Origin of the sequence: Thiolinea disciformis DSM 14473, from assembly GCF_000371925.1 — a bacterium.
Classification (GTDB): Bacteria; Pseudomonadota; Gammaproteobacteria; order Thiotrichales; family Thiotrichaceae; genus Thiolinea; species Thiolinea disciformis.
In genome coordinates, this window is record NZ_AQVE01000007.1 from 12,957 (window position 1) to 32,525 (window position 19,569).

General features: G+C 45.4%; 17 protein-coding genes. 11 read left to right on the plus strand and 6 right to left on the minus strand.

Translation table 11 applies throughout. The annotated features are described in order from the left end of the window. Positions 1–2 precede the first annotated feature (2 nt). The 4 genes from A3IE_RS0107150 (at position 3) to A3IE_RS0107165 (ending at position 6,231) form a co-directional block, all read left to right on the plus strand. Positions 3–1,178 (plus strand): toxic anion resistance protein, encoded by a 1,176-nt coding sequence (locus A3IE_RS0107150; protein WP_020394921.1) that lies wholly within the window; start codon positions 3–5, stop codon positions 1,176–1,178. Position 1,179: 1 nt separating this feature from the next. Further along, a complete protein-coding gene (locus A3IE_RS0107155; RefSeq protein WP_020394922.1) occupies positions 1,180–2,265 on the plus strand; it encodes an SPFH domain-containing protein in 1,086 nt (361 codons plus the stop codon). Positions 2,266–2,286: 21 nt separating this feature from the next. Next, positions 2,287–3,513, plus strand: coding sequence for a TFIIB-type zinc ribbon-containing protein (locus A3IE_RS0107160; RefSeq protein ID WP_020394923.1), 1,227 nt, complete (start codon positions 2,287–2,289; stop codon positions 3,511–3,513). A 207-nt stretch (positions 3,514–3,720) separates the two neighbouring features. Beyond that, entirely contained in the window at positions 3,721–6,231 is a 2,511-nt protein-coding gene (locus A3IE_RS0107165; RefSeq protein ID WP_026154829.1) for a sugar-binding protein, read from the plus strand. A gap of 1 nt (position 6,232) precedes the next feature. Here the strand turns inward: A3IE_RS0107165 and modC are convergent, their stop codons facing one another. The 5 genes from modC to moeA form a co-directional block, all read right to left on the minus strand. Beyond that, complete coding sequence (modC, locus tag A3IE_RS0107170; protein ID WP_020394925.1) at positions 6,233–7,309, minus strand: molybdenum ABC transporter ATP-binding protein; 1,077 nt, start codon at positions 7,307–7,309, stop codon at positions 6,233–6,235. Then, the gene (gene modB, locus A3IE_RS0107175) at positions 7,306–7,989 is read right to left on the minus strand and encodes a molybdate ABC transporter permease subunit (protein ID WP_020394926.1); all 684 of its coding nucleotides are present in this window, start codon (positions 7,987–7,989) and stop codon (positions 7,306–7,308) included. The genes modC and modB overlap by 4 nt, the downstream gene beginning before the upstream one ends. After that, positions 7,990–8,769, minus strand: coding sequence for a molybdate ABC transporter substrate-binding protein (modA, locus tag A3IE_RS0107180; protein WP_020394927.1), 780 nt, complete (start codon positions 8,767–8,769; stop codon positions 7,990–7,992). 41 nt (positions 8,770–8,810) lie between these two features. Next, positions 8,811–9,152, minus strand: coding sequence for a winged helix-turn-helix domain-containing protein (locus A3IE_RS0107185; RefSeq protein WP_020394928.1), 342 nt, complete (start codon positions 9,150–9,152; stop codon positions 8,811–8,813). A gap of 61 nt (positions 9,153–9,213) precedes the next feature. Next, on the minus strand, positions 9,214–10,458 hold the full coding sequence (gene moeA / locus A3IE_RS0107190; protein WP_020394929.1) for a molybdopterin molybdotransferase MoeA: 1,245 nt from the start codon (positions 10,456–10,458) through the stop codon (positions 9,214–9,216). 151 nt (positions 10,459–10,609) lie between these two features. On the opposite strand from moeA, the gene A3IE_RS0107195 reads away from it, so the two are divergent. From A3IE_RS0107195 to A3IE_RS0107210, 4 genes are read left to right on the plus strand one after another with little or no spacing between them, the layout of a single operon-like run. Continuing rightward, a complete protein-coding gene (locus tag A3IE_RS0107195) occupies positions 10,610–11,551 on the plus strand; it encodes an AAA family ATPase (RefSeq protein WP_020394930.1) in 942 nt (313 codons plus the stop codon). Next, complete coding sequence (locus tag A3IE_RS0107200; protein ID WP_020394931.1) at positions 11,532–12,503, plus strand: DUF58 domain-containing protein; 972 nt, start codon at positions 11,532–11,534, stop codon at positions 12,501–12,503. Before A3IE_RS0107195 ends, A3IE_RS0107200 begins: the two co-directional genes overlap by 20 nt. Next, positions 12,496–14,508 (plus strand): transglutaminase TgpA family protein, encoded by a 2,013-nt coding sequence (locus tag A3IE_RS0107205; protein WP_020394932.1) that lies wholly within the window; start codon positions 12,496–12,498, stop codon positions 14,506–14,508. The genes A3IE_RS0107200 and A3IE_RS0107205 overlap by 8 nt, the downstream gene beginning before the upstream one ends. Before the next feature lie 33 nt (positions 14,509–14,541). Beyond that, complete coding sequence (locus A3IE_RS0107210; protein WP_020394933.1) at positions 14,542–15,297, plus strand: helix-turn-helix domain-containing protein; 756 nt, start codon at positions 14,542–14,544, stop codon at positions 15,295–15,297. A 35-nt stretch (positions 15,298–15,332) separates the two neighbouring features. Here A3IE_RS0107210 and A3IE_RS0107215 read toward each other — a convergent pair whose 3' ends face one another. Beyond that, positions 15,333–16,553 carry an argininosuccinate synthase gene (locus A3IE_RS0107215; RefSeq protein ID WP_020394934.1) on the minus strand — a complete coding sequence of 407 codons (1,221 nt, stop codon included), beginning with the start codon at positions 16,551–16,553 and terminating at the stop codon, positions 15,333–15,335. Positions 16,554–16,752: 199 nt separating this feature from the next. Here A3IE_RS0107215 and A3IE_RS20150 point away from each other — a divergent pair, with 199 nt between their 5' ends. From A3IE_RS20150 to murJ, 3 genes are all read left to right on the plus strand, one after another. Further along, positions 16,753–17,235 carry an RDD family protein gene (locus A3IE_RS20150; RefSeq protein ID WP_020394935.1) on the plus strand — a complete coding sequence of 161 codons (483 nt, stop codon included), beginning with the start codon at positions 16,753–16,755 and terminating at the stop codon, positions 17,233–17,235. Between the two features lie 71 nt (positions 17,236–17,306). Further along, entirely contained in the window at positions 17,307–17,903 is a 597-nt protein-coding gene (locus tag A3IE_RS0107225; RefSeq protein WP_020394936.1) for a glutathione S-transferase N-terminal domain-containing protein, read from the plus strand. 81 nt (positions 17,904–17,984) lie between these two features. Continuing rightward, on the plus strand, positions 17,985–19,541 hold the full coding sequence (gene murJ, locus A3IE_RS0107230) for a murein biosynthesis integral membrane protein MurJ (protein ID WP_026154830.1): 1,557 nt from the start codon (positions 17,985–17,987) through the stop codon (positions 19,539–19,541). The last annotated feature ends 28 nt before the right edge of the window (positions 19,542–19,569 follow it).

Consider the following 19,569-nt stretch of genomic DNA (forward strand, 5'->3'; position numbering starts at 1 on the left):
CCATGAGCGATACCGCTACTCAAACCGCGACAACAACAGCTTTGGCGGTCGTGCCGGGTACTGAAGTGACATTAGCAGCGCCTGCTAAGGAAATTGTAGCTTATACCCAAGCTGAGCCTAAGGTAAAAGGCGAAATCGAAGCGGCCATCGGTGAAATTGATCTCAAAGATCGCAGCAGCATCATGTTTTTTGGCACCAAAACCCAAGAGCAAATGACGTCAATTTCAGAAAAAATGCTCGACGGTGTGAAGAATAAAGATGTGGGTGCAGCAGGTGGCTCACTCACGAATATGATTACAGCGATTCGCGGTTTTGATATTGATGCGCTCAATCCCAATAAAAAACTCAGTTGGTGGCAGAAATTATTTGGCAAGGCTGAACCAGTGGTGCGCTTCCTCAGTCAATACGAAGATGTGCGCAAGCAAATTGACACGATTACTGATCAATTGGAAGGTCACAAAACCCAATTACTCACGGATGTGGTAACACTCGATAAGCTTTATGAAGCGAATTTAGATTTCTTCCATCGCTTAGAGGTTTATATTGCTGCGGGCGAAGAAAAACTACGTCGTTTAGATCAGGAAGATATTCCAGCCTTGGCCACTAAGGCGGATTTGAATAAAGAAGATATGGAGTTGGCGCAGAATTTGCGCGACTTGCGTAGTGCACGCGATGATTTAGAACGCCGCGTACACGATTTGCGCCTAACACGCCAAGTGGCTATGCAAAGCTTACCGAGCATTCGTTTGGTGCAGGAAAATGATAAAACATTGATTAACAAAATTAATTCAACCTTGATTAATACGGTTCCGCTTTGGAAAAACCAACTGGCACAAGCAGTGACAATTTTCCGCATGAATGATGCAGCAGAAGTGGTAAAGCGTTCGACGGATTTGACCAATGAGTTATTGGAAAAGAATGCAGAAACCTTGCGCATGGGGAATGCGGAAGTGCGTAAGCAAATGGAACGTGGCGTATTCGATGTGGCTTCGGTGAAGAAAGCGAATCAGAGCTTGATTGAAACCATCAATGATTCCTTGCGTATTGCCGATGAAGGTAAGGCGATGCGTGCGCGTGCAGAAGAAGAAATTAAACTCATGGAAAAAGAATTGCGCGACACCTTAGTGGCGGCAAAGGCAAAAGTGGGCGGCGCTGTTTCAGCTATAAAAGGAGTCTGATATGGGTCTTTGGGATAAATTAATGGGTGAGTTCGTCGATGTCATTGAATGGACCGACGACAATACCGATACGATGGTGTATCGCTTCCCACGCTATAACAATGAAATCAAATATGGCGCGAAGCTCACCGTGCGTGAATCGCAAATGGCGATTTTTGTCAATGAAGGCCAGATTGCCGATGTGCTTGGCCCAGGTTTATATGAGTTAGAAACGCGTAATTTACCCTTGCTCTCGACCTTGCAGCATTGGGATCACGGTTTTAATAGCCCGTTCAAAGCAGAAGTTTATTTCTGCAATATGCGCCAATTTACCAATCTAAAATGGGGCACGCGTAATCCGATTATGTTGCGCGATAAAGATTTCGATATGGTACGTTTACGTGCTTTCGGAACTTATGCCACGCGTATCACTGAGCCGCGCCAATTTATGCAGCAAATTGTCGGGACGGATAATCGCTTTACGGTAGATGAAATTAGCGATCAATTACGCAATATGATCGTGTCGCGTTTTGCCACTGTCATTGGTCAAGCTAATATTCCCGTCTTGGATTTGGCCTCAAATTATGAGCAATTAGGGCAGTTTGTTACTCAGAAAATTGCCCCTGAATTCAAAGCTTATGGCTTAGAGCTGACGCAAATTTTGGTTGAGAATATTTCTTTGCCGGAAAATGTGGAAGAGGCTTTAGACAAGCGTACTAGCATGGGCGTAGTCGGGAATTTAGATAATTATCTGAAATACCAGACGGCTGAAAGCTTAGGGAAGTCGGGTGGTAATAGTTCCTTAGACATGGGTATGGGTTTTGCGGTAGCGGGTAAAATGGCGGAGGTTTTAAATACCAAAACCGCCAGCGCAGCAGCGCCAACACCAGCACCGCCGCCTTTACCTAATCTGTCATGGCATATCGCGAATGGTCAAGAGCAAAGCGGCCCTCATACCTTAAGTGATCTACAAAATTTTGTGCGTACCGGCGTTTTGAAAGCGACAAGCTTAGTGTGGCAGCCGGGGATGGCGAATTGGCAAGCCGCTAGTACTGTTCCTGAAGTGGCTACTTTAATTGCTTCCGTGACGCCGCCACCTTTACCTTAAAAAAACGGGCATAATAAGTTTATGAACGCAGCGCCGGGCAAAGCACCTTTTCGTGTGGAACAGGTGAATCAGCAGCATTTTCCCTGTCAAGAATGCGGGGCTGATTTAATCTATCAACCCGGCGTGCGCGTTTTAAAATGTGAGTATTGTGGGCACGAAAATCCGATTATTGATGAGCCCGTCACGATTCGTGAGTACGATTTTAATTCGGCACTCAAAGCTTTATCGCGCTCCAAGCTCCAGCCGCTCGATAGTACACAAGTTATCAAATGTCCGAATTGTGCGGCGGCGTTTGAATTAAAAACCAATGAACACGCGGGGGATTGTCCGTTTTGTGGCACGCCCGTGGTATCGAGCACTGAGCAAGAGCGTTTATTCCAGCCTAAAGCTTTACTGCCTTTTGCTATTACTGAGCAACAAGCCCGCGCTTCGTTTGACAAGTGGATCACGGGGCTATGGTTTGCCCCATCGGCGTTAAAAAATAAGGCAGAGCGTGACGAGCGTTTGCTAGGCATTTATGTGCCTTATTGGACCTATGATAGCCATACGGCCAGTGACTATGATGGAATGCGTGGCACCGTTTATTATGAACGCCAAGTAGTCACTGAGCTGGTAAATGGGCGGTATGTACAACGTGAAATCAATGTACCGCGCATTCGTTGGACACCCGTTTCAGGACGTGTTTATCAAACCTTTGATGATGTATTAGTGGGCGCTACCCGCTCGCTACCGCGTAGTATCTTGGATGAGCTTGAGCCTTGGGATATGAATCACTTGGTCGCTTATAACCAAGCGTACCTCAGTGGATTTCGCAGTGAAATTTATCAAGTGGATCTTGATGAAGGTTTTCAGCAAGCGCGGGTATTAATGGAGAATGCGATTCATCGTGCTATCCGTATGGATATTGGCGGCGATCAGCAGCAAATTAATGCGGTCAATACGCGTTATTCTGACACGACTTATAAGCATATCTTATTGCCTGTTTGGTCGGCTGCCTTTCGCTATCAGGGTGAAACTTATCGCTTTGTCATCAATGGAAGAAATGGTAAAACTCAGGGGCAGCGTCCTTATAGTAAGGTGAAAATTATCTTCGCGGTGTTGGGGGCGATCATTTTAACGATTATCTTTGCATATGCCTTACAAGCGAGTGGTGCTTTGGATTACTTGCAGCAGCAAGGCGTTCAGATCAACACCGATTATTATTATCCCAAAAATCCTAACTATTATCCCTACAACCCCCGCTATTAGTCCTACTAATTAATTAAAATAATTATAAGTGGAACTTATTAAGATATTGAATTTCTAACGCTTTATCTGACCGTTCATAGCTGTTTCAGCTAAGGCTAAGCTGGCGACTTTTAGACTGGCTAAGCTAGAACAACTGTCTCTGCTACAGAGGGCACGGTAGCGGTACAAGCAATAACAAACTTAAAAAAAAGCGTTTAGGGTATAAAAATGATAAGCAGGGGAATTAGCCAACGGGGGCGCATGGCGGCTGCCATGGTGCTGATAGTGCTACAAGCTTTATTGGGCACAACAGCGCACGGCTATTACAATGCCAACTCAGCCATGGGAAGTAATACCAATGAGGTGTTGGAGTATGACTCCAGTGTACCATTTATCGACTTATTCAAGGCTTCATTACCCTTTCGCGAGTCTGTGCCTTTTTTGACGAAGGGGCAAATTGAATACGACGATTATGGCTGGCCTAAATATATTGCCCCCGGCGCACAAGCAGGTACTCGTTTAGTACATCGCTTACCGGCGGGTACTATTCCGCGCGGCTATTATATTGTGCTTTATCAAGGCGAAGGTAAAATTGAGTATGGCCTTGATGCCTCCTTAGTCGAATCCCAGCCGGGGCGCGATGTGATCTTAATTGATCCCGGTAAGGATAATGAATACAGCGTCAAATTAGAAATCAAAGCCACCAACCCCAATAACTATATTCGCAATATTCACGTGGTTCCTGAAGGTGGGATTTGCGCCAGCAATCCCTTCCGCCGCGTAAGTGGTGCCAGTCAATGTGAGCGTCGGGATTATCTTACCTTTGAACATAACCACGCCAAAATCATTTTTAATCCTGATTATTTAACCTTTATGAAGGATTATAAAGTCATTCGCTTTATGAATATGAGCGGCATTACGCGCAATCCTACACGCGCTTGGTCAGATCGTAATTTAGTGGAGCAAGCCACTTGGGGCGGGTCTGAGGGGGTGCGTGGTGCACCGTTGGAAGTAATGGTGGAATTAGCTAACCGCCTTAATGCTGATCCTTGGTTTAATATTCCTCATGCGGCTGATAATGATTATGTGCGGCGTTATGCAGAATATGTGCGTGCTCATTTAAATCCTAATTTAAAAATCTATCTTGAATACAGTAATGAGACATGGAACGGGATTTTTAGCCAACATGCCTATATGAAACAAGGGGGACAGCAATTGAATCTCGATCCCGTACCACACGTGGCGGGCTATAAGTTTTATTCCCAGCGCTCGGTCGAAATTTTCGGGATTTTTGAGCAAGTGTTTGGTGGAAAAGAGCGTTTGGTGCGTTTAATGGCTGGTTTAACGGGAAATCCTGAAATGACTCAAACCATGCTGGCGCATAAAGATGCTTTCCGTCACACGGATGCTTTTGCGATTGCGCCTTATATTACGGGGAATATCAATGATTTGCGCCGCTCTACAAATGTGAATGATATTTTCCGTGCCATGATGGATAAAAAGGCGGGACATTCATTACCGCGCGTTTTGGAATTTATTGGCAAGCAGTCTGCTTTAACGGAAAAATTTGGCGTGGATTTGATTGCCTATGAAGGGGGGCAGCATTTAATTGATGATGCCACCAAGACCGATACACAGCACCCCAATCCTTTGTTTGCGCAAGCGAATCGTCATCCGCAAATGGGTAGTATTTATAAGCAATTATTAGCGGGCTGGAAGCAGGCAGGTGGCAAGATGTTTGTGCACTTTTCCTCACCCCGTACTTATGGGCGTTTTGGCTATGTCGGTACTAAGGAATATATTACTCAGCCGGATGCTCAAGCGCCTAAACAACAGGCCATTGCCAGTTTTATCAAAGCAAATCCTTGCTGGTGGACAGGGTGCTCCAGTAATACCTTAACGCGGCGTGAGAAACCGCGTGCTTTAAGTATGGTGGAATTAGCGCAGTTAAATGGGGATCAGCCTGTGCCCTTGCCGAATAGCTTGAATGAAAAAGCGGCCTTAAATAATGTGCCCAAGATTCCCAATCTTGATCCTATTACTACAGCCCCAAGCGTGGGGCAGACTCCGCGTGAACCTAATTTCAATCGGAATGATAGCTATCGGCCTTTGTTGGTATCCGTCACTAATCCACCGGCTGAAAAGTATGTATTTGGTAATAAAGCCATTGCATTTCCAGCGTTAAATCCAGCTGATCCTTTGCGCCAAGCTTCGACTTACCAGCTACGTAAGCTCTTGCTGGGTCGGGTGGATGGCAAGCAAGATTTAGCGGCTGTATGGCAGGCCAGTTGGGACAGTAATAAACTTTATCTGCGTGTCGTGGTTGGCGACGATCAAAATCAACGCGATTCACGTAATTTGTGGGATGACGATAGCGTTGAAATTTTCTTAGATGGCGATGCGAGTTTAGCTCCTCAATATGATCGTCGTAATGATCTGCACTTACAGTACCGTTGGGGAGATGATCGCCTGACCCTCGGCCCCAATTCGGCGCCTGTTCCAGCCGAGTTTCGTAGTCAACGCATCGATGGCAAGTTCATGGTGGATGTCACTATTCCTTGGACTGCACTCGGTGTCCAACCCCGTGCTGGTCATACTTTAGGCATTGATGTGCATGTGAATGACGATGATGATGGGCAAGGGCGTGATGGGAAGCTTGCATGGGCCAGCCAATCGGATACCACTTGGCGTGACCCTAGTCGTATGGGCTTAATGGTGCTCGGTCAACCCGGAATTTAACTTATAAAATGGCCGTGGCTTTGATTTGCGCAAACACGGCCATCCCAACCTGTAAGCCCAATTCGCAAGCCGATTTATAGCTAATATGGGCTAATAAAGCACTATCACCGAGTCTTAAGCGTACCATCGTGCGGCCTTCGCCATCATGGATCATGCCAGCAATGGTGGCGTGCAAAATATTCAAAATACTGGTCTGTTGTGGTTTTTGTAAGCTTAAACTCACATCACGTGCATAAATCCGCAAACGTAAAGGCGTACCTACTGTCCTTTGTTGTTGGTAGGGGAGGCTTAAGACGCCACCCGAAAAACTTGCTAGTGTCAGATGATAATGTGCTTCATGGCCGCTCACGTGAGCTTGAATAATGCTCGAGGCTTGCCGACTGACTGCCAAGGGTGACTCTAAATTGGTTAGGGTTTCTTCTAAACGACCGGCTGCTTTCAGTTGTCCTGCTTCCAGTACGACTAAATAATCGGCTAATTGCGTTACTTCTTGCGGCGAATGGGTAACGTAGACAATCGGAATCTGGAGTTCATGCGGCAAGCGCGCGAGGTAAGGTAGGATTTCTTGACGACGCGCTAAATCGAGCGCCGCTAAGGGCTCATCCATCAATAAGACGCGTGGTATTACTGCTAAGGCGCGTGCTATTGCCACGCGTTGTTTCTCGCCCCCTGAGAGCTTGGCTGGCATTCGATCTAATAAATGTTCGATGCCTAATAATTCAATAATTGGTGCAAGGACGTTTGCGTTGGGATGTTTTGAACTGCGCCTTAAACCATAATGCAGGTTTTGTTTCACGCTTAAATGCGGAAATAAGCAGCTTTCCTGAAATACATAGCCGACTTCACGTTGGTGAGCTGACAGAAATAAATGGCGCGAACTATCCTGCCAAACAGTATTACCTATCGCACAATAGCCTTGAGCGGCTTTTTCTAAACCCGCGATACAGCGCAAAAACGTCGTCTTACCGCAGCCCGAAACCCCAAAAATAGCACTAATTCCTGTAGCGGGTAAGTGTAAGTCTAGCGCTAAGCTGAAGGTTTTGAGGGTTAAATGAAAGCGTGTGTGTAGGTTGTTCATGACTTTTGCATGAAATGGGAGCGGCTGTTAATGAGATACATCATGAATAAAATGGTGAAAGAAAATACTAGCATTAAGGCGGCGAGCTGATGGGCTTGCGCATATTCCATTGCCTCCACATGATCATAAATTTGCACTGAAACCACGCGCGTTTTATCGGGAATATTGCCGCCGATCATTAAGACAACTCCAAATTCACCAATCGTATGTGCAAAGCCCAAAATCGTGGCGGTTAGCAAGCCAGAACGCGCTAAAGGTAGGGCAACACTAAAAAATACATCCAAAGGATGTGCACGTAAGGTGCTAGCCGCTTCTAGCAAGCGTTGATCCAAGCTCTCAAAGGCATTTTGAATCGGTTGTACCACAAAGGGTAAGGAGTAAAACACGGAAGCAACCACTAAACCGCTAAAGGTAAAGGGTAGGGTATCTAAGCCTAAACTGAGCATCCATTGCCCAATCACACCTTTAGGGCCGAGTGCGACTAATAAATAAAAACCAATCACAGTCGGCGGTAACACAATAGGCAAAGCAACAATAGCGCTCAAAGGCGCTTTCCACCAAGCGCGCGTCCGTGCTAAATGCCAAGCTAAAGGTGTGCCCAGCACTAATAAAATTAGCGTGGTGAGTGTGGCTAGTTTGAGTGTTAATCCAATCGCTGACCAGTCGCTTGGCGTAAACATTTAGGGGGTTTTCTCGGCTTGGGGCAAGGCATAGCCATAACTGGTGATAATAGCTTGCGCATCAGGTGTTTTTAAATAATCCAATAACGCCTGAGCAGCCTTATTATCTTTACCTTTATTTAATAAGACGGCATCTTGTGAAATGGGTTTATACAGGTCAGTCGGCACAAACCAAACCGAGCCACCGTTTGTAAGCACCTTGTCTTTTTCAATCTGTGAGACTGCGACAAAGCCTAATTCAGCATTGCCGGTCGACACAAAATCAAACGTTTGCGTAATATTTTCACCTTGCACGAATTTGGGTTCTAGCGTTTTTAATAAACCTAACTTTTCTAAGACTTCAATAGCGGCTGCTCCGTAAGGTGCCGTTTTGGGGTTGGCAATCGCAAGATGCGTGAATTTATCCGCATTTTTTAAAATTTCACCGTTCTGATCGACCCTATTTTCTTGACTACTCCATAAGGCTAGTTTACCCACCGCATAAGTAAATTGACTCTCGGCGAGAGCTAACTGAGCATCGACTAATTTTTTAGGTGTCTTACTATCGGCTGAAATAAAAATCTCGAAGGGCGCACCATGTTCGATTTGTGCATAAAGCTTGCCCGTAGCACCCGCCGAAATTTTTGCTTCATGCCCTGTTTCAGTTTTGAATTTAACAGCGATTTCTTCTAAGGGTTTCGAGAAGTTTGAGGCCACGGCAATTTGTACTTGGTCTGCATAAATGGGCTGTGCGATGGTTGCAGCTAATAACAAAGTTATGGCGAATTGAAATGATTTCATTGGGTTATTCCTTTTTAAGCATAACGCTAGTTAAAAAAATTTTACAGCTTCAACGTTTGAGCGCGTTGGCTCAGAAATGCCTCAAAATCGATAAGTACCTCGTGATAAAGCTGAATGGCACGTTTACCCACGTGGGTAAGTTGTGCGCCGCCGCCACCTTGTCCACCGGTTGAGCTAAGCACTAAAGGCTCAGGGCTATGGCTATTCATTTGGCTAATTAGCCCCCACGCTTGGCGATAGGACATTTTCATAGAACGTGCCGCAGCACTAATAGAGCCAAGTTCTTGTACCCGCTCCAAGAGCAAAACACGGCCTTGACCTAAAAAAGTACCTTGTGGGCTTTCTATCCAAAAACGCCCTCGAAGATGGTAATGCTGAGCCAAATCACATTCCTTTCGATATGTTATAAAAAGCATAGCGCTCTACTGTACAGAGCGTAATGATTTAAAGCAAATTTTCAAAGGGAATAATGTTCACCTTACTGCCAGCCGCGAGATTCCCCAACTCCAAGGGAATCGGAATAAAGCAATTGGCTTGGCTCATCGAGCGTAAGATATGTGAGCCTTGCCCGCCTGTCGTGCGAACTCGCCATTCCTGTTGCTCATTCAGCCAGCAAATACCACGCTGATAATCCTTACGACCCACTTCTTTTTTGATGGGGGTCTCACAGATCGCAGTGTATTCGGGTAAAGCAGTCACCGCTTCACCGCGTAATTGCAAAATAGCAGGGCGCACGAATAATAAGAAGGTTGCCATGACGGAGACAGGATTGCCGGGGAGGCCGAAAAAGTGGCAGTTGCCGACTTTACCAAAGGCGAGGGGTTTGCCGGGTTTTACAGCGATTTTCCAAAAATTGACTTGGCCTAAGCGTTCCAAGGTATCGGCTATATAATCTGCTTCGCCGACTGAAACACCACCGCTCGTAATGACAAGATCGGCGTCATGGCGAGCTTGTTGGAACAAAGCCTCCACCGCTTCGCGTGTGTCTTTGATAACGCCCCAATCGAGGATCTCGACATCCAATTTTTTTAATAGAGCATAGAGGGTATAACGATTGCTGTCATAAATATCGCCTAAGCCTAAGTCTTCCCCAAGGCTTTTTAGCTCATCGCCCGTCGAGCAAAACGCTATTTTAGGGCGACGCAATACAGGGACTTGAGCAATGCCTTGAGAGGCTAATAAACCTAAATCGGCGGCGTTCAGACGGCGGTTTTTGGCTAGCAGTAATTCGCCTTGTTTAATATCATCGCCGCTAAAACGTAAATATTCTTGTAACGCTATGTCGCCGCGAATCTGAATGAAATCGCCTTCACGTTGCACATTTTCCTGAATTGCAATGCAGTCTGCGCCATCAGGCACGACAGCACCCGTCATGATACGCACGCATTCGCCCGCATTAATGTTTCTTAAAAATGGTTTGCCCGCAAAGGCAGTGCCAATAACTTTCAAAGGCTGACGTGCTAAATCAGTATGGCGAATAGCATAACCATCCATCGCGGAATTGGTAAAAGCGGGGACATTCAAGGGGGCGCTGAGGTCTTGTGCCAAGATACGCCCTAAAGCGTCACGCAAAGCTACTGTTTCGGTGGCAGTAATCGGCGCAATAGCCTGTAAAATACGCTCTTGGGCTTGTTCAACAGATAGTGTTCCTGATGGCAGACTATCACAGGAAAACGTTTCGGCGGGCATAATAGATTCCTCTCAGTAGTGTGCATAAAGGGCTACAACATAAGCGCTAGCAGGATGACAAGCTGCCAATCATCGTGTGTTCGTGGCTGTACCTTAGTTTCTGCGCTAGAGTAGTCCGCAAACCCAATTATAACAATAAGTGATTTTAAGCATGACTGTAGCGACCCCGCAGCTTATTTCAGCCACTTTGACGCAACTTAATCAGGTGATTCTAGGCAAACCTCAACAGGTACAATTAGCGTTTGCTTGTTTGTTGGCGCGTGGTCATTTGCTGTTGGAGGATTTACCTGGTATGGGGAAAACCACGATGGCGCACGCTTTAGCTAAGGTGTGTGGTTTGCAATATAAGCGTGTGCAATTCACCAGTGATTTATTGCCCGCCGATTTGGTGGGGGCATCCATATTTGAACCGAATCAAGGTGCTTTCCGTTTTCATCAAGGCCCGATTTTTAGTCAGATGCTGTTGGCAGATGAATTAAATCGTGCGACACCACGCGCGCAAAGTGCTTTATTGGAGGCGATGGAAGAACAGCAGGTAAGTGTGGACGGGACCACGTATCCCTTACCAAAACCTTTTTTCGTGATTGCCACCCAGAATCCACAGAGCCAGTCGGGGACTTACCCATTACCAGAATCGCAGCTTGACCGTTTTTTATTCCGCGTTTCCATGGGCTATCCAACGCCTCAAGCGGAACGGGAGTTATTGCGCGGTGGCAAAGGCCGTTCCAGTTTGGAGGCTTTAAAACCAGTATTGAGTGCGAATAGTTTATTAGCCTTGCAGTCGGTTGTGCCGCAAGTGACGGTAACGGATGTCTTGTTAGATTATGTGCAGCGTCTTATTGAGCAAACACGCCAAGCGGATACTTGTCAATTAGGCTTATCACCACGGGGTGCACAAGCCTTAGTACGTAGCTCCCAAAGTTGGGCTTTATTACAAGGGCGTGAATATGTACTGCCAGAAGATGTACAAGCGGTTTTCATTGCCGTGGCAGGGCATCGCATTATTGGCAAACAAGATAGTCGTGGTGATCAGTTGGCGCGCCGTATTTTATCGAGTGTTGAGGTGGTTGGCAGTGGCACTACTCAGCGCTAAACGTTCATTATTGCCCGAGGAGTGGCTAAAAAAACGTCTACCTTGGGCACGTTCGACCACCCTAGATCGTAAGCGCATTTTCATTATTCCCAGTAAAACCGCCTTAGCTTTAATGGTGATGGTGCTGATCCTCTTTATTTTGGGCGTCAATTTCCAAAATACTTTGGTGTATGCGGTGTGTGCATGGCTCGTTGCCATGATACTGATTAATATTTTGCATACTTATCAAAATTTAGCGGGTCTGACTATAACCGCTGTGCAACTTGAGCCATGTTTTGCCGGTGAAAAAGCAGTTTTGCAATTGTCTTTAGCCTGCCCTAACAAGCAGCAAAAGCTAGCCGTGCAACTCGAATGGCGTGATGAAGATGCGGTGCAAGTGAATGTATTAAGTCAATCACCGCAAACCGTATTTATTTCGCATAGTGCTCAGCAACGTGGTTATTTTACCCCACCACGGTTACGCGTCAGTACACGTTATCCAACCGGCTTAGCCATCGCTTGGTCCTTGGTAGCATTTGATGTGAAAGGTTTGGTATATCCTAAGCCCTTAGCGCATAGCTATAGTGGTTTAACTAAACCGAGTGGCGAAGTGAGTGAGGATGGGCGAGATATAGCCCAAGGCACGAGCGATTTTGCGGGGATTCGCAGTTATCGTGACGGTGATGCTTTGAGCCAATTGCATTGGAAAAAATACGCGCAAACCGGTCAATTGCATAGCAAAACCTTTGTTGATCCGACTAGCGATGAGCGTTGGGTCGATTGGGATAACACACCTTTTTCTGATACCGAACAGCGTTTATCTTATTTGTGCACACGTGTGTTGGAGCTACATCAACTCGATTACAGTTATGGTTTGAGGCTTCCGCAAATCACGATTTCACCTGATAAGGGTGAAGCGCACAAGCTGCATTGTTTGCGGGCCTTGGCCTTATATGGTTTAAGCGATGCCTAATCAAATTACCTATAGCGGTATGTGGTGGCTACTCATCGCGCAGTGCATGGTCATGCTTCCCTTTGCCATGCACTTACCGATTTGGTTGATTCCGGTTATGTTGTTTTCAGCAGGTTGGCGTTTACGTATTTTGAAAGTTGGTGTTACACCTCCCAGCGTTTTGTTTAAAACCTTGTTGCTGGCTTTGGGTTTGGGCGTGTTATTGCTGAGTGGCTTAGTCTTCCCCTCTTTGGATGCCATGGCTGCTTTATTATTACTGGGCTTTGCATTTAAAGCCCTAGAGGCTGCCAAACGTCGTGATGCTTTGATTATTGTTTTTATTGGCTTTTTCTTAGTGGCTTTATATTTTTTGTATAATCAAACCATCTTTGCTGCTTTATATAGCCTTGCATCATTATTGATTCTAGTCGGAGCGCTCATTGGCAATCAACAGCATGTCAGTGAGTTTAATACCGCTGAACAAGTGCGCTTTAATTTACGGGTTGCTTTGCAAATACTGCTGCAATCCCTACCTTTGATGTTGGTGATTTTCCTATTAATGCCACGCTTACCCCCTTTATGGTCACTGCCGATGACTATGGGGCAGGCGCGTACCGGTATTTCTGATCGTATGGCACCGGGGGAAATTGGTAATTTAAGTCAATCGAGCGAATTAGCTTTTCGGGTCAGCTTCAAAAATAAACGGCCCACACAGCAAACGTTATATTGGCGGGGTTTGGTGTTAAATCATTTTGATGGGCGCGAATGGCGGCAGTTTGACGAAGACCTGCCAATGCCTTATATGCGTTCGCGGCTTGAGGCCTCGGCCTTACAAGATGATCAAATGACTATACAGGGCGAGCCTATTGAGTATGAGGCCATTTATGAGCCTAGCGGTAAACCTTGGTTATTTACCTTATCTCCCGTCGCGCATTTTGAAGGTACAGCACTAAGCATCAGTGATTATCGTGTCATGGCATCTGATCCGCTACAAGCACCGTTATTATTAAAAGCGACCAGTTATCCGGATGCTTTACGTGAAGTGCGCATCAAGCGCTCAACGCTTTATAGCGCACTGCAATTACCGAAGAATAATGAGCGTAGTCGAGCCTTAGCGCAACGCTGGCGCAAGGAGGTGGGTAGTGACAAGGCTTATTTAGAAAAAGTTCTGCATCATTACCGTGAAGCTCAATTTTTTTATACGCTAAATCCACCACGCCTGAACAGTACGAATACGATTGATGAATTCTTATTCGATTCGCGCCACGGTTTTTGTGAGCATTATGCGGGCAGTTTTGTCTTTTTGATGCGAGCTGCGGGAATACCAGCGCGAATTGTGGTGGGGTATCAAGGGGGTGAATGGAATGAGCGTGGTAATTATTTGCTTGTTCATCAATATGATGCTCATGCTTGGGCTGAAATTTGGTTGCCTGAAAAAGGTTGGGTGCAAATTGACCCTACCGCCGCTGTTGCACCGGAGCGTGTCGAAAAAGGTGCACGCGAAGCCTTGGCCAGCGAGCAAGGTTTCTTAAGCACTCAGCAATTTGTGGATAAACATTTGCCTTGGCTAAATGGCATGGCACTGCGTTGGGATGCGATGCAGTACCAATGGCAACGCTGGGTATTAAATTATGACGATAGTATGCGTTTGCAGATTTTGCAGCGTTTAATGGGCGAGGTCTCGCTGCAAAAAATTGCATTCTGGCTGATGGGGGGCGTGAGTGCTATTTTCATGATCAGCCTCTTATCATTAGGTATTTGGCGCAAACCAAAGCGTGAAGCACTAGAACATCGTATTTATCAGCATTTTTGTGCTTTATTAGCCAAGCGCGGTATCCAACGTGAAGCAGGGCAAGTGCCGAGCGCATTTGCGCAACAAGCGGCTCAACAATTGCCCCATCACGCGGAGGCCATTTATACTTTTAACCGTCTCTATGAAGCCATTTGTTATCAGCCACCGCAGCATCGCACGGAGCAACTAAAGGCGCTAAAACAGCAGTGGGCGAACTTGCGCACCCAGCTATAATGCTAGTTAGGATTAGCTCAAAAAGGCCAAGTTATGCCACAAAGTTCTGATTTGATTCAAACTTTAAAAAAATTGCTCAAACGCCATAATCGTACTTATGCTGATGTAGCGGCTTGTTTGGACTTATCGGAAGCTAGCGTGAAGCGTTTATTTGCAGAAAATAATTTGTCGCTGCAACGTTTGGATGCCATTTGTAATTTAGTAGGGTTGGAAATTTCTGATTTAGTGCGTGAAATGCAAGCTGAGCGCACGCAACCAATTAGTGAATTAACGCATGCGCAGGAAAAAGAAATTGCCGATAATTTGGACTTGCTGCTGATTACGGTTTGTATTCTCAATCGTTGGAGCATGGCCGATTTATTAAAGCATTATCAGTTTACTGAGCCACAAGTCATTCGCCATTTAGCGCATTTAGACCGTTTGCGTATCATTGAGTTTTTACCCTCGAATCGGATTCGCTTATTGGTGGCAGCGAACTTTAAATGGCGTGATAATGGCCCGATTATGCAATTATTTCGTGAGCGGATTGAAAGCGAATATTTTCATACTAATTTTAGCAAATCGAGTGAAAAACTATTGGTATTAAACGGCATGTTAAGCGATGCCAATAATCAATTATTTCAACGCAAGATGCAGCAGTTGGCTAAAGAATTTGATACCTTGAGTCGAGAAGATGCGAGTCTTGCGATTGGGGAGCGGAAGGGGGCGACTGTATTAATTGCGATGCGCGATTGGCGTTATGAAAAGTTATTTAGTGACCCCTCTGGGAAACATCCGCGTCGCAAGTAATGAGCACCCTCTAGTGCCCATTACTCCATTTCTGGTTAGCGGCCTTTCAATGCAGCAATACGCATTCTTAAGGCATTCAACTTAATGAAACCTTCGGCATCTTTTTGATTGTAGGCGCCACCATCATCATCAAAGGTGGCAATTTTGGTGTCGAACAAACTGTCATCCGACTTGCGACCCGCAACAATCACATTGCCTTTGTAAAGTTTCACGCGCACCACACCATTCACGTGCTCTTGGGATTTGTCGATCATGGTTTGCAGCATTTTACGCTCTGGACTCCACCAATAACCGTTGTAAATCATCTCCGCATATTTCGGCATAATGCTGTCTTTCAGATGCGCGACTTCACGGTCTAAGGTGATCGACTCAATGGCGCGATGTGCTCGCAACATAATCGTGCCACCGGGGGTTTCATAGCAACCGCGTGATTTCATACCGACATAACGGTTTTCGACTAAATCCAAGCGACCAATACCATTTTCCCCGCCTAATTTATTTAAGGTAGTGAGCATGTCGGCTGGGCTTAAACGCTTGCCATTCAGGGCAACCGGATCACCTTTTTCATAGGTCAATTCGATATAAGTAGGCTGATCAGGCGCGGACTCCGGCGACACACTCCAACGCCACATATCCTCTTCGGCTTCTGCCCACGGCTCTTCTAAAATACCGCCTTCATACGAGATATGCAGTAAGTTCGCATCCATCGAGTAAGGCGATTTTTTGCCTGCTTTTTTGAAATCGACTGGAATATTATTTTTTTCCGCATACGCCATCAGCGCATCACGCGAATTCAAGGTCCATTCACGCCAAGGGGCAATCACTTTCACGCCCGGTTTCAGCGCATAAGCACCCAACTCAAAACGCACTTGGTCATTTCCTTTGCCCGTTGCACCGTGTGAAATGGCATCCGCGCCAGTTTCATTGGCAATTTCTACCAAGCGTTTTGCAATCAAAGGGCGTGCAATGGAGGTACCTAATAAATACTCGCCTTCATAAATCGTATTCGCGCGGAACATGGGGAATACAAAGTCACGCACAAACTCTTCACGCAAATCATTAATGAAAATATTTTCAGGTTTAATGCCCATGGCTAAGGCTTTGGCACGTGCGGGCTCCACTTCTTCGCCTTGCCCAATGTCCGCCGTGAAGGTGACCACTTCGCATTGATAATTTTCTTGTAGCCATTTAACGATAATGGACGTGTCGAGGCCGCCAGAGTAGGCGAGGACGACTTTTTTAACGGATGGTGTCATGATTCTTATCTCAAGTATTCGGTGTGAAAGCGCGCATTATAGGTGGGTTTGTGAGTTAGGGGAATGTGAAGCTTAGATAGTTTTTAACGTTATGAAAATAAAGGTTATTTTCTTGATACTACCATTAAGGAAAATATTTTTATAAATGAATATACTTTGTGCTATAACGCTATTTTAGTAATTTTACAGTTGAAGAGATATGAGTAATCAAGAATCACTTTATGCACCACCTAAAAGCGTTGTAAAAGATATTACTGATGAAAATGATAAGAATTTTGTGTTGTCCTCTAAATCACAACGCTTTTTTAATATGCTAATCGATACGGTGGGTTATTATATTTTGGCATTTGCACTGGGCATTGTTTTATACTTATTAGGGATTTTAGATGGGGAGGTGGAATCAAGTCAGAATGGTGCACCTTGGGTAGATTGGATTATTGGTATTGTAGTCATATCATTTTATTATATTCCTCTCGAATATTTCACCGGTAGAACCTTAGGAAAGTTAATCACAGGCACCAAGCTAGTGAATGAACATGGTGAAAGACCTAGCTTTATGCAAATTGTAGGGCGCACCTTAACTCGTATAGTTCCCTTTGAGCCATTTTCCTTTTTGGGTTCAACCGGTCGGGGTTGGCATGACAAATGGAGCGATACTTATGTTATAAAAACGCGTCAATAACTATGTTAATGACGCTTAAGAGCTTATTGGTACAAATGATTTTAGATTGTCCTTAACTAGAGGCAGCCTGTATGAATCAACTCATTATCGGTGATTTATCTTCGTGGTCAGCACGTGCTTGGATCTGTTTAAAATTAGCTGACCTACCTTTTGATGAGTTGATGCTGCGTTTAGTGCCCAATACGATTATGCACATGCCGGATTATTCAGACTCAAGTCTTGTGCCAGTCTTAAAAGTTGGTAAAGTCAAAATTCATGATTCTTTAGCGATTGCTGAGTATGTTAATGAATTAGTACAGGGACGCTTATTACCGGAAGATGCTATGCAGCGGGCACAAGCGCGTAGTTTGGTTGCTGAAATGCATTCTGGTTTTATGGCTTTACGTACCGAGTGCCCTTTTAAGCTGAGTGATTGGAAAATACCGAAGCCTTCGGAGCGTTTGTCCTTTGAAGTGCAGCGCTTAGAACGTTTGTGGGGCGAGGCGCAAACACCATTTTATTGGGGCAAACCCACCATGGTGGATGCATTTTATGCCCCGATGGCCTACCGTTTGCATTGTTATGGTCAACACTTCACGGGACAAGCTGGCGCTTATCAAACGCAACTGATTGAATGGGAGTTGTTTCAAGCGATACTCCAAAAAATGCGATTGTGGTCGGTGAATTAACAAATTTTCCCAGTGATCTGCATGACCTTTGCACAGCTTTAAGGCACAATCGGCGGCTTCTTTCTTCGGATGCTCGTGACTATGAGTCGCCTGTTACGCTCTGGCGCTGTGATCAGCGCAATGACTTTAATTTCCCGTATTCTAGGTTTAGTGCGCGACATGATTGTGGCGCGCTATTTTCCCGTGGACGGTGCCACGGATGCCTTCTTTGTGGCCTTCAAAATCCCTAATTTATTACGTCGTTTTTTTGCCGAAGGGGCTTTCTCCCTCGCTTTCGTTCCCGTGTTGGCCGAATACAAAGAAAAACGTAGTCGCGAAGAGTTAAGTGACTTAATTGATCATGTGGCGGGAGCGCTAGGCTTATTACTCTTAATCATTAGTCTTATCGGCATGGTGGCTGCGCCGATTTTAGTCTATCTATTTGCACCCGGTTTTACGAAGCAAGCAGGCGCACAGCCCGAATTAGCAGCCGAAATGTTGCGTATTACTTTCCCTTATATTTTATTTATTTCACTGGCAGGTTTGGCGGGCGGCATTTTAAATACCTTCCAAAAATTTGCTGTTCCAGCTTTTACACCCTCCTTACTCAATATCATTATGATTATTGCTACGGTCTGGGTTGCGCCTTATTTTGGACAGCCCATTTTGGTTCTAGCATGGGGAGTATTTTTCGCAGGGCTCGCACAATTTTTATTCCAAGTGCCTAGTTTGATTCGTTTAGGTTTAATGCCCAAATTCAAATTTAAAAAGGCACATGAAGGCGTAAAGCGGATCATGCAATTAATGTTACCGGCTATTTTTGGCTCATCGGTTGCACAAATTAATTTAGTGATTAATACGATTATTGCCTCCTTCTTGGTAGTAGGCAGTATTTCTTGGCTTTATTACTCCGATCGTTTTATTGAGTTTCCATTAGCGATTATTGGAGTGGCACTAGGCACCGTGATTTTACCTAAACTATCGGGTGATCATGCTCGCGCGGATAGTAGCGAATTCCAAAAAACGTTAGATTGGGCACTGCGCTTAGCCTTATTGATTGCTATACCTTCTACACTGGGTTTGATTTTACTTGCTGAGCCGATTTTAGCGACGGTGATGATGCATGGCCAGTTTCAATGGGGCGATGTACAGATGTCCGCTATGAGTTTAATGACTTATTCGTTAGGGCTACCCGCTTTTATTCTAGTTAAAGTACTAGCGCCCGGTTTTTATTCGCGTCAAGATACTAAAACGCCCGTAAAAATCGGTGTAATTTCTGTCATCGCCAATATGCTATTGAATATCATTATCGTCGTGCCTTGGTATTTTTCTGGATTTATCGGTGCACATGCAGGCTTGTCACTTGCAACGGCTTTGGCGGGGTATGTTAATGCAGGAATGTTATTTATGACTTTACGGCGCCAAGGTATGTTCAGTGCTAGCCAAGGTTGGTGGGCTTATGTTGCACGTATTGCCTTAGCATCCTTAGTGATGGTTGTGCTAGTATGGTTAATTAAACCAGAGTGGTTATGGTGGCGTGATGCTCCTACCACTGAGCGGGTTGCTTGGCTCATCGCACTCATTATCGCCTCGTTGGTAAGTTATTTTAGCACTCTGAGTTTATCGGGAATGCCATTGCGCCAAATGCTAGGCCGTTAATAATTTTAAAAATACTTAAACCTATCAC

Coding starts and splice junctions, on each gene's coding strand:
- modC (WP_020394925.1), bottom strand. CDS start 7,309: ATGAACAACCTACACACACGCTTTCATTTAACCCTCAAAACCTTCAGC.
- A3IE_RS0107150 (WP_020394921.1), top strand. CDS start 3: ATGAGCGATACCGCTACTCAAACCGCGACAACAACAGCTTTGGCGGTC.
- A3IE_RS0107225 (WP_020394936.1), top strand. CDS start 17,307: ATGAATCAACTCATTATCGGTGATTTATCTTCGTGGTCAGCACGTGCT.
- moeA (WP_020394929.1), bottom strand. CDS start 10,458: ATGCCCGCCGAAACGTTTTCCTGTGATAGTCTGCCATCAGGAACACTA.
- modB (WP_020394926.1), bottom strand. CDS start 7,989: ATGTTTACGCCAAGCGACTGGTCAGCGATTGGATTAACACTCAAACTA.
- A3IE_RS0107215 (WP_020394934.1), bottom strand. CDS start 16,553: ATGACACCATCCGTTAAAAAAGTCGTCCTCGCCTACTCTGGCGGCCTC.
- A3IE_RS20150 (WP_020394935.1), top strand. CDS start 16,753: ATGAGTAATCAAGAATCACTTTATGCACCACCTAAAAGCGTTGTAAAA.
- modA (WP_020394927.1), bottom strand. CDS start 8,769: ATGAAATCATTTCAATTCGCCATAACTTTGTTATTAGCTGCAACCATC.
- A3IE_RS0107155 (WP_020394922.1), top strand. CDS start 1,180: ATGGGTCTTTGGGATAAATTAATGGGTGAGTTCGTCGATGTCATTGAA.
- murJ (WP_026154830.1), top strand. CDS start 17,985: ATGAGTCGCCTGTTACGCTCTGGCGCTGTGATCAGCGCAATGACTTTA.
- A3IE_RS0107195 (WP_020394930.1), top strand. CDS start 10,610: ATGACTGTAGCGACCCCGCAGCTTATTTCAGCCACTTTGACGCAACTT.
- A3IE_RS0107165 (WP_026154829.1), top strand. CDS start 3,721: ATGATAAGCAGGGGAATTAGCCAACGGGGGCGCATGGCGGCTGCCATG.
- A3IE_RS0107160 (WP_020394923.1), top strand. CDS start 2,287: ATGAACGCAGCGCCGGGCAAAGCACCTTTTCGTGTGGAACAGGTGAAT.
- A3IE_RS0107210 (WP_020394933.1), top strand. CDS start 14,542: ATGCCACAAAGTTCTGATTTGATTCAAACTTTAAAAAAATTGCTCAAA.
- A3IE_RS0107205 (WP_020394932.1), top strand. CDS start 12,496: ATGCCTAATCAAATTACCTATAGCGGTATGTGGTGGCTACTCATCGCG.